Source organism: Nocardioides sp. (genome assembly GCF_035547795.1).
In the GTDB taxonomy this organism is placed as follows: domain Bacteria; phylum Actinomycetota; class Actinomycetes; order Propionibacteriales; family Nocardioidaceae; genus Nocardioides.
Map to the genome: position 1 here is coordinate 1 of NZ_DASZUF010000197.1, position 9,404 is coordinate 9,404.

At 70.6% G+C, this 9,404-nt stretch carries 7 protein-coding genes; 2 read left to right on the top strand and 5 right to left on the bottom strand.

Annotated elements, in window-relative coordinates; translation table 11 throughout:
* A partial coding sequence (locus VHA72_RS14675) for a glycerophosphodiester phosphodiesterase (protein ID WP_325576496.1) occupies positions 1–353 on the bottom strand: 353 nt, incomplete at its 3' end.
* Positions 354–495: 142 nt separating this feature from the next.
* Here VHA72_RS14675 and VHA72_RS14680 point away from each other — a divergent pair.
* Together VHA72_RS14680 and VHA72_RS14685 are read left to right on the top strand one after the other, a co-directional pair.
* A complete protein-coding gene (locus tag VHA72_RS14680) occupies positions 496–1,671 on the top strand; it encodes a CE1758 family FMN-dependent luciferase-like monooxygenase (protein ID WP_325576506.1) in 1,176 nt (391 codons plus the stop codon).
* Positions 1,668–2,366, top strand: a complete 699-nt coding sequence (locus VHA72_RS14685) for an FMN reductase (protein ID WP_414689806.1) — start codon at positions 1,668–1,670, stop codon at positions 2,364–2,366. Before VHA72_RS14680 ends, VHA72_RS14685 begins: the two co-directional genes overlap by 4 nt.
* A 19-nt stretch (positions 2,367–2,385) precedes the next feature.
* Here the strand turns inward: VHA72_RS14685 and VHA72_RS14690 are convergent, their stop codons facing one another.
* The 4 genes from VHA72_RS14690 to VHA72_RS14705 form a co-directional block, all read right to left on the bottom strand.
* Complete coding sequence (locus VHA72_RS14690; protein ID WP_325576498.1) at positions 2,386–4,341, bottom strand: glycosyltransferase; 1,956 nt, start codon at positions 4,339–4,341, stop codon at positions 2,386–2,388.
* Positions 4,338–6,113 (bottom strand): glycosyltransferase family protein, encoded by a 1,776-nt coding sequence (locus VHA72_RS14695; RefSeq protein WP_325576500.1) that lies wholly within the window; start codon positions 6,111–6,113, stop codon positions 4,338–4,340. Before VHA72_RS14695 ends, VHA72_RS14690 begins: the two co-directional genes overlap by 4 nt.
* Positions 6,110–8,257: a hypothetical protein gene (locus VHA72_RS14700; protein WP_325576502.1), complete on the bottom strand. Its 2,148-nt coding sequence runs from the start codon at positions 8,255–8,257 to the stop codon at positions 6,110–6,112. Before VHA72_RS14700 ends, VHA72_RS14695 begins: the two co-directional genes overlap by 4 nt.
* Positions 8,258–8,396: 139 nt before the next feature.
* The gene (locus VHA72_RS14705; RefSeq protein ID WP_325576504.1) at positions 8,397–9,368 is read right to left on the bottom strand and encodes a glycosyltransferase family 2 protein; all 972 of its coding nucleotides are present in this window, start codon (positions 9,366–9,368) and stop codon (positions 8,397–8,399) included.
* Between the last annotated feature and the right edge of the window lie 36 nt (positions 9,369–9,404).

Consider the following 9,404-nt stretch of genomic DNA (forward strand, 5'->3'; position numbering starts at 1 on the left):
AGCCGGTGCGCACCCTCGACCGAGCCGGTCGTCACCAGGATCAGCTCGGCAGGCAGGTGGTCCAGGGCCGTGGCCACCGCCTCGATCTCGATGCCGGCGGTCTTGAGGTCGACGTGGGCGCCGGCTCGGCCGGCCAGACGCTCGAGCAGGCTCTCGTAGCCGATCAGTTCCACGCCGTCCCCCGGCGCGTCGTGGGTCACGACGAGGCGACCATCGGCCTGTGGGCGCACGTCGAACTCCACGTAGTCGACGCCGAGCGCGACCGAGTGCTCCAGCGCATGCAGCCCGTTCTCGCCCCGAGGGTCGTCGCCGGCGCCGCAGCGATGGGCACTGATCAGAACGGGGCGGGACACCAGGGAAGCGTGACAAAGCGGCGTGGCCGGGCACAAGCCGGCTCGCGACACGCCGGAATACGGTGGAGGGGACGGTGGTTGTGGCGGATAGTTAATTATTCAACTATCGTGAGCACACGAGAGAACGGAGATCACGATGGGCATGCAGTTCGGCATCTTCACCGTCGGTGACGTGACCACCGACCCGACCACGGGCACGACCCCGACCGAGCACGAGCGGATCAAGGCCACCGTCGCGATCGCCAAGAAGGCCGAGGAGATCGGCCTGGACGTCTTCGCCACCGGCGAGCACCACAACCCGCCGTTCATCGCGTCCAACCCGACGGCCACGCTGGCCTACATCGGGGCGCAGACCGAGAACATCATCCTGTCCACGTCCACCACCCTGATCACTACCACCGACCCGGTGCTGATCGCCGAGGACTACGCCAAGCTGCAGCACCTGGTCGACGGCCGCGTCGACCTGATGATGGGCCGCGGCAACACCGGCCCGGTCTACCCGTGGTTCGGCAAGGACATCCGGCAGGGCATCAACCTGGCCATCGAGAACTACGCGCTGTTGCGCCGGCTGTGGAGCGAGGATGTCGTCGACTGGGAGGGTCGCTTCCGCACGCCGTTGCAGGGCTACACCTCCACGCCGCGGCCGCTGGACGGCGTCGCACCGTTCGTGTGGCACGGCTCGATCCGGAGCCCCGAGATCGCCGAGCAGGCGGCGTACTACGGCGACGGGTTCTTCCACAACCACATCTTCTGGCCGGCCAGCCACACCCAGCAGATGGTGCGGCTCTACCGGCAGCGCTGGGAGCACTACGGTCACGGCGCCCCCGAGACCGCGATCGTGGGCCTCGGTGGCCAGTTCTTCATGCGCAAGAACAGCCAGGACGCGATCAACGAGTTCCGGCCCTATTTCGACAACGCCCCGGTCTACGGCCACGGCCCGTCGCTGGAGGACTTCATGGCCGCGACGCCGTTGACCGTCGGCTCGCCGCAGCAGGTGATCGAGCGGACGCTGTCCTTCCGCGAGTACGTCGGGGACTACCAGCGCCAGCTGTTCCTCCTCGACCACGCCGGGCTGCCGCTCAAGACGGTGCTGGAGCAGCTCGACCTGTACGGCGAGATCCTGCCGACGCTGCGCGAGGAGTTCGCGAAGGTCCGCAAGCCGGGAACCCCGGACGCGCCCACCCACGCCGCCCTGGTCGCCGCCGCCGGCGGTGCTCGTGACACCACGGTCTACGCCGAGGGCGACGCCGCCACCGGCACCTCCGACCGCGACCTGGACGACCCCGAGGTCGCCAAGGTGCTCGAGGGGGAGCTGTGAGCGCTCCGAACGGATCCTCGCTCCGCTCCGGTCCGAACGGGGACCCCGCGGGGAGCACCCCGATCCGGATCGCCGTCGTCTCCGCGGGGCTGAGCAACCCGTCCTCGACCCGGCTGCTGGCCGACATGCTCGGCGAGGCGGTCGAGCACGCCGTCGAGTCCCGCGGCCGGGAGGTCGAGGTGGAGGTGATCGAGCTGCGCGGCCTGGCGCACGCGCTGACCGACCACCTGCTGACCGGGTTCCCCAGTGCCGAGCTGAAGGCGGCCATCGACACGGTGCACCGCGCCGACGGCGTCGTGGCGGTCACGCCGGTATTCTCCGCGTCGTACTCGGGGCTGTTCAAGACGTTCTTCGACGTCTTGGAGACCGGCCTGCTGGATGCCAAGCCGGTGATCATCGCGGCGACGGCCGGGACTGCCCGGCACAGCCTCGTGCTGGAGCACGCGTTGCGTCCGCTGTTCGCCTACCTGCATGCCGTGGTCGTGCCGACCGGCGTGTTCGCCGCGACCGACGACTTCGCCGGCGGTCCCGAGCTGCAGAAGCGGGTCGACCGCGCCGCCGGGGAGCTGGCGATGCTGGTCACCGCCGGTGCTCCGGCGCCGGCGCCGGCCGGGACCGTGCGGCGCACGGTCGAGGACGAGTTCGCCGCACCGACCGACTTCGAGGAGCTGCTGCGCCGCGCCAGCCAGGGCTGAGGCCCGAGGCACGGCGCCGCTACGGCATCGGTGGATAGCCCCGTAGCTCGTGGGTGGACTCGTAGTCGGCGGTCAGGCCGTGCGGCGTCTTCTCCCAGGTGAACGGGTCCACCACCAGCTGGTAGGCGGCCCGCCACGCGGCCACCGAGTGCAGCAGCCAGTAGACCGGGTTGAGGAAGGCGAACATGGCGACGCGCCAGTTGTAGCGCAGCCAGGCGGCGACCGCCGAGGAGAGGATCATGGCGGTGTTCCCCGCCACCATCATGATCACCCCGGCCTGCAGGGCGCCCGGCGGGAAGTGCAGCCCGCCGGTCTTGACGCCGACGTAGGTCAGCACCGTGAACAGCAGCGAGAACGGGTAGGACAGGAACGCCAGCGGGGTGCCGAGCACCAGGCAGGCCATCGTGATGAGGCCGCCGATGCCGTTGGAGCGGTACCAGCGGCCGAGGTGCCGGGTGTTGACCGACGCGGTGATCATGTAGCCCTTGATCCAGCGGGTGCGCTGCCGGATCCAGGCCGAGACCGCGGAGCAGGCCTCCTCCTCGGTGGCGGTCTCGATGGTGCCGACCGCGAAGCCCTGGCTGGCGATCCGCAGGCCGAGGTCGGCGTCCTCGGTGACGTTGTAGGGGTCCCAGGCGCCGAGCGCGCGCAGCGTCCGGGTCTCGAAGTGGTTGCTGGTCCCGCCCAGCGGGAGCGGCAGTCCGGAGTCGTCGAGCCCGGGCAGCATCGCGTCGAACCAGTGCGCGTACTCGATCGCGAACATGCGGGTGAGCAGGTTGTACTCGGCGTTGAAGTACATCAGCGACGCCTGCACGCAGACCAGCCGCGGCGTGTCGGGATCGACGTACTTGCGCATCAGACGGTTCATCTCGAACGCGTCGATGGCTCGGCGCAGCTGATCGGGGTGGGGGCGGTCCTCGGCGTCGAAGATCACCACATAGTCGCCGCGCGCGAACTCGAGCCCGTAGTTGCAGGCCCGCGGCTTGGTCTGCGGATGCCCCTCCGGTACGACGACGATCCGGACGTACTCCGGCGGCCGGGTGGCCTTGGCCGCCTCGATGGTCCGGGTGTCGTTCTCCTCCAGCAGGATCATGACGTCGAGCTTCGACTTGGGATAGTCGAGCTGGTCCAGGTTCGCGATGACCTTCGGCACCACCTCGGCCTCGTCGTAGACGGGCACCAGGATCGTGTACACCGGCAGCTCGTCGTCGGGTATCCGACGCGGCCAGGCCGCCGGTGCTCCGCGTCGCGCGCGCTCGGCGACGACGGCCTTGCGCCAGCGTCGCTTCTGTCGCAACCGGTACGGTGCGCGCAGGCCGGCCAGCACCTTGAAGACGATGTTGACCACGAACAGCACGTTGACGATGCAGAACGTGACCACCACCGCCACCGGCGGGTCGACGACGTAGGCCGCCAGGATCAGCAGCAGGAAGGCGACCGGGACCATCCGCTGCCACCGGATCACGCCGCTGCGCGCGGAGGCCTCCGGAGTGGTGTCCGCCATCTGATCGGTGATCCGGTAGAGCAGCCGCTCCCGTCCGGCGTTCTGGACGGTGCGCAGCACGTCCCAGTCCGTGGTGGCCCGGACGTCGACGGCCTCGACGCCGGGAAGCGAGAGCGCCTGGTCGAGCACCTCCTGCGTCGGCGCCACCGAGGTCGCGATCGTGAGGGTGCCGTCGTGGATGCGCCACGGCACCCAGCCCGCGTCGGCGAAGCGGCGCGGGTCGACCGAGAGCAGGTAGTCGTTGGCGTTCGACGGCTGGCTGAGCAGGTCGACGAGTGGCACGTCCCACTGCTCGGCGAGGGCGCGGTACATGTCGCGACGGCTGACGGCGCCGGAGAGGATCAGATGCTTGCCGAGCAGGCCGCCCTCCCGCCGCTGCCGCTGTACGGCGGCGTCGATCTGCTCCTGCGTCACCAGCCCGGCGTCGAGGAGGATGTCGCCGATACGGCGGTGCACCGCGTTCTCGTTCATGGCGTCCACCGGTCCAGGTGGTACAGCACCTCGGAGCCGTCCTTGGCCACGATGTCGTAGTTGGCGAAGAGCTCGCGGTGCTGGCGCATGTAGAGGTAGACCGGGTCGGGATAGTCGGTGTGCAGCGAGGTGTTGACCACGATCCAGGTCGCATGGGTGGTCGGCGACTTGAGCGCGGCGTCGTACCCGGCGCCGGTCGAGACGTCCCAGTAGTCCCTGTTGGGCAGCCCCACCAACGGGATGATCGCGTTGCGCGGGGCGCTCTCGTTCATCAGGATGTGGCCGCCGTCGTAGTGCCGCCGCAGGTAGTCGATGACCTTGGTCGGACGCAGCACGAGGCTGAGGTGCCCTTCGGCCACCACCGGGGAGCGGGTGCCCGGGTCACGCGCCCACCAGCCGAACTGCGCCAGCAGGGCGAGCGCGACGACCACCGCAGGGCCGGCGGCCAGCAGCCGGCGGCCGGGGGCGCCGGCCGAGCGAGGAGTACGCCGCAGCCAGCCGCCCAGCCGGTCGACGAAGGCGGCGGTGCCGAGGGCGAAGAAGACGATCGGGGAGACCGCGAACCGCACGTTCCACAGTGAGGGCGGCATCGAGTGGTCGTTCCAGATCACGGTCTGGCCCAGGTAGAGGCTGGCGACCATGAAGACGTAGGTCGAGAAGGCGAGTCCCAGGGTCAGGACGCGGATCGAGAGGCCCTCGGTGAAGAAGAGCAGCAGGAACCCGAGGGCGCCCGCCACCACCACGACCCCGCCGAGGATCTCCCACAGCGACCAGTCGTAGACGGTCAGGCTGATGCCGAGGTTGCCCTTGGTCGTGACGATGCCGCGGGCGATGTCGTCGGCCTGCTGGCGCAACGCGGAGTACGGACCCGTCATGAACTCCAGCGGGTCGTGGTAGATCGCGTAGTTGTAGGCCAGCCACCAGCCCACCCCGACGAACGGGCACAGCACGCCGAAGGCCGGCGCCGCCAGCGCCGGCAGGATCCGGTGCAGGGCGATGAACCGCCACGGATGCTGCGTCCGACCGCCCATCCGGCGGTACTCGACCGCCGCGATGTAGACGACCATCGAGACCACCAGCACCCAGCCCTCGTAGCGCGACAGCATCGCCACCATCGCGGGCAGTCCGGCGAACACCGCGAGCTCGCCGCCACTCATCGGCCGGGCGGCGGTGGCCCAGTGCACCAGCCCGGCGATGGTGCAGGCGAAGGCGGCGATGAGCACCGGCTCGGTCAGCGCGGTGGTGCAGATGTAGAGGTAGCTGACGTTGGTCCACAGCACCAGCACGGCGACCAGCCGGCCGGCGCGGCCGAAGCCGAGCCGGGCGGCGATCCGGTAGACGGCGGTGGCGGTCGCGGCGGCGCACCCGGCGCCGAGGAGGCTGGCGCCGACGCCGGAGGACCACATCCACAGGTTGGCGACGAACGGGATGAGCAGCAGATGGGGGAGCGGGAGCCACACCGTGCCGAGCTGCTGGAACCCGGGCGCCTGGGAGTCGAAGATCCGGCGGGCGATGGTGAGGTGCGAGAGGGAGTCGGCGTACCAGGTGTTCGAGCCGGTGCGGTAGGCCAGCAGCGCCGCCACGAGGGAGAGCATCAGCCCGGTGAGGCCGACGACGGCGGACCCGGGTACCCGCCGGCCGACGACCGGCTGGTCCAGGGAACGCCAGAAGGCGCCGAGCCGCGCCAGGAGCCGCCGGATGTCGCGACGGCCGCGCTCAAGCGCCATCGGCGCGCGGGACCGGGCTCGCGGCCGGCCCGTCGCCGTGCTCATGGCGACGACGGCCCCCGGTCGTCGTCGGGCCCCTCGGCTCGTCGATCGCCCAGCCGCTGTGAGCCGTCGGCCGGTTCGTCGCTCCAGCGACCCTCGTCCTCGAGGAACTCGGCCTCGACGAGCCGCGCCGCCCGCCGCCGGAGGCGCCGACGGGCGAGCATCTGGGCCGCCATCGCGAGGATGAGTACGGCGGCCACGACGAGCGCCCACTTGGCCTTGGCGGAGAAGTGATGGACGGTCTGCGGCTGGGGCGAGATCGCGTTGCTCTGCAGCAGGACGGGCTTGGCGGTGGTCGACTGCGCGATCGCGAGATCGTCGTAGAGGCCGTACCAGCCGTTGGAGTCGCCGGTGATCGAGTCGACCAGGTGCCCCTCCAGACTGCTGCCGAGTGTGTCGTCGGCCGTGGGGCTCCAGGACGACAGCAGCAGCACGTCACGGTCGTGCTGGCTGAACGCCTGCAGTGCGGCGTACGGCGAGTCGACGCCGGCGCCGAAGTGCACGTCCTGGGCGTCGATGGTGCGGAACTGCGCCATCTTCAGTGGAGCGTCGAGCGCGGCGACCTGGTCGGGTGTGGGGTCGACGACCAGGCCCGGGGCCGACGAGCTCATGAAGTGGGCGACCGAGACCAGCTTGACGGTCAGCTCGGCGTCGTTGAGGCGCTGCAGCGAGGCCACCACCGAGGCGGCGTTGGTCAGAGCGCTGTCGCCGACGGCCCCCGTCTGAGCGCCGAGGGCGACGGTCATGACGTTGCCGAGCGACTGCGGGAAGCGGGTGAAGCCCGGAGCGAACGGTTGGCCCGGGGTCGCGGCGACCGTGGACGCCTTGCCGTCGAAGTCGACCTCCACGGGCAGGACCGACAGGGTGCCGTGGCAGTCGAACGGCGAGGTCGCGCTGCCGGAGTCGCTCTGCCCGGTCGGCACGGCGACCATCTTCACCGTCAGCGAGTTGAAGGCGGTCAGCTCCGTCGCCGGGATACTCAGCGTGGTGTCGATCGCGGTCTTGTCGCCGACCAGGTTCTGCGACCCGACCAGGTGACCGTTCCAGTAGTAGGACAGCACCGCCGAGATCGAGGTCGGGATCGCGGCGTGCTGGCCGACCAGATGCACCTTGAGCGACGACACCGACCGGCCGAAGTCGGAGAGCTTGACGCCCACGATGAACTGCGACACGCCGAGGCCCTGCACCGTCGGCGCGGACTGGCCCAGGCTGTCGAACGTCCTGGTCAGCGTCGACCCCACGATGCCGCTCTGCTCCAGGCGGGTGGTGTCGGCAGACCCGGCCAGGGCGAGCAACGGATTGCCGAGCGCCGCGGCCGCCTTGGCGAGGCCGGCCGGGTCGCCGGTGAGGGTGAGCGTGGGCACGCCGTCCACGGTCGAGATCGCGGTGCGCGCCGCGCCCGTCCCGGGTGTGATGACGATCCGGCGACCGCCGATCTCGTCGGCCGCCGCGGCGCGGGAGGCGTCGGCGCTGCTGGTTAGGGTCACCGCGGTGGTGGAGTCGTAGAGATGCGACACGGCCGCGACCGCGGCGAGGCCGGCCTGCCGCACCTGCGCCGGCGCCGCCGGCGGCACCACGATCGAGACCGCCCGCACCGCAGGCCCGAAGAACTGGTCGAGGGTGGTGGGCGCGACCGCCTGGCCCGCCAGCGCCACCTGGACGTGGTCCAGCTGCGCCTGGCCGAGCTGGGGGTTGACGCAGACCTGGCTCGGGTCGGTGACGCCGTCGGTCAGGTACTGGTAGGAGAAGGTGAGGTAGCCGTCGCTGACGTCCGCGGCGCTCACCGGGAACGCGAAGGTGGCCTGCTGGGTCAGCGGATCCTTGGCGACCGTCTTGACGATGCTCCCGTCGAGGAGGAAGTCGACCTGGCCGGCCGTGTTCGCCGCCCCGGAGCGCTGGAAGAGGATCCGGCCGGTGACGCGGGTGGGGTTCAGGCCCGGAGGGATGGCGATCTTGACGTCCTGGGGTTGGGCGTCGGCACCGATCGAGTATGTCGACTGCGACTCGAGGCTCGGGTCGGCAGGCTGGGCCGCGTGCGCCGGAGCGGCGCCGACCACCCCGACAAGGCCGATCGCGGCGAGCACCAGCGAGATCAGCACGGTCGCCGTCGCCCGTGGCGATGTACGCGCGCGGGCGTGGGTGCGCATGAGTCGTCCTTCCGTTCCTCGACCGAACCGTGCGGTCAGGTCCTCGGGTCGGACGAGGCCGCGCGCGACCGCGTCGACGCCCCCGTCGGAACGCATTGTGCGGATAACGGGCGCACGGGTCCAGTCGTCGAGGCGCCCGTCACGGCGCTGACCGATCGGCCACGCTCCCGCGGGCGGCCAGCGACACCGAGTACAGCGGCCGGTCCAGGACCTCGATGTAGGTGCGGCCGACGTAGCTGCCGATCACGCCGAGCACGATGAGCTGCACCCCGCCGAGGAAGAACATGCTGACGGCGAGGAACGCCCAGCCGGGCACGGAGTCGTCCGGGTCGAAGATCCGCACCCCGAGCACGTAGAGGACGCCCACCAGCGACAGGAATGAGATCGCCAGGCCGATCCGGGTGATCATCTTCAGCGGCTCGGTGGAGAAGCCGAAGACGCCGTCCCCGGCCAGCCGCAGCATGGTGCGCAGCGGATACTTCGAGCTGCCGGCGAAGCGCTCGTCGCGGTCGAAGAGCAGCGCCTCCTGGCGGAAGCCCACCTGAGCCACGATGCCGCGCAGGAAGCGGTTGTGCTCGCGGTACTTGACCACCTCCGCGACGACCCGCCGGTCCATCAGCCGGAAGTCGCCGACGTTGCGTGGGATCGGCGTCTCGGCCATCTTGTCCAGCAGCCAGTAGAACCCGCTGGCGGTGGTGCGCTTGAAGAACGTGTCGCGTCGGGTACGGCGCTGGGCGTAGACCACGTCGGCACCCGCCTCCCAGCGGGCGATGAGGTCCAGGCTCACCGCGGGCGGGTCCTGCAGGTCGGAGTCCATCACGATCACCGCATCGGCGGTGCCGTGGGCGGCGTCGATGCCGGCGGTCACGGCCATCTGGTGGCCGACGTTGCGGGCCAGGCTCAGCACGGTCACCCGGTCGTCGTGCTCGCGCAGCTTCAGGAGTCGCTCCAGCGAGTCGTCGCGGGAGCCGTCGTCGACGTACACGAACTCGAAGGCGAGGTCGGGGCGCGCGTCCGTGGCGGTGACCAGCGCGGCGTGGAACGCGGTGATCCCGGCCCCCTCGTCGAAGACGGGGAGCACGTAGCAAACGCGTCGGGGCTGATCGGTCATGGTGAGGCCGAGCCTAGGCGGGCGGGGGGGGGGGGG

Coding starts and splice junctions, on each gene's coding strand:
- VHA72_RS14705 (WP_325576504.1), bottom strand. CDS start 9,368: ATGACCGATCAGCCCCGACGCGTTTGCTACGTGCTCCCCGTCTTCGAC.
- VHA72_RS14690 (WP_325576498.1), bottom strand. CDS start 4,341: ATGAACGAGAACGCGGTGCACCGCCGTATCGGCGACATCCTCCTCGAC.
- VHA72_RS14700 (WP_325576502.1), bottom strand. CDS start 8,257: ATGCGCACCCACGCCCGCGCGCGTACATCGCCACGGGCGACGGCGACC.
- VHA72_RS14695 (WP_325576500.1), bottom strand. CDS start 6,113: ATGAGCACGGCGACGGGCCGGCCGCGAGCCCGGTCCCGCGCGCCGATG.
- VHA72_RS14680 (WP_325576506.1), top strand. CDS start 496: ATGCAGTTCGGCATCTTCACCGTCGGTGACGTGACCACCGACCCGACC.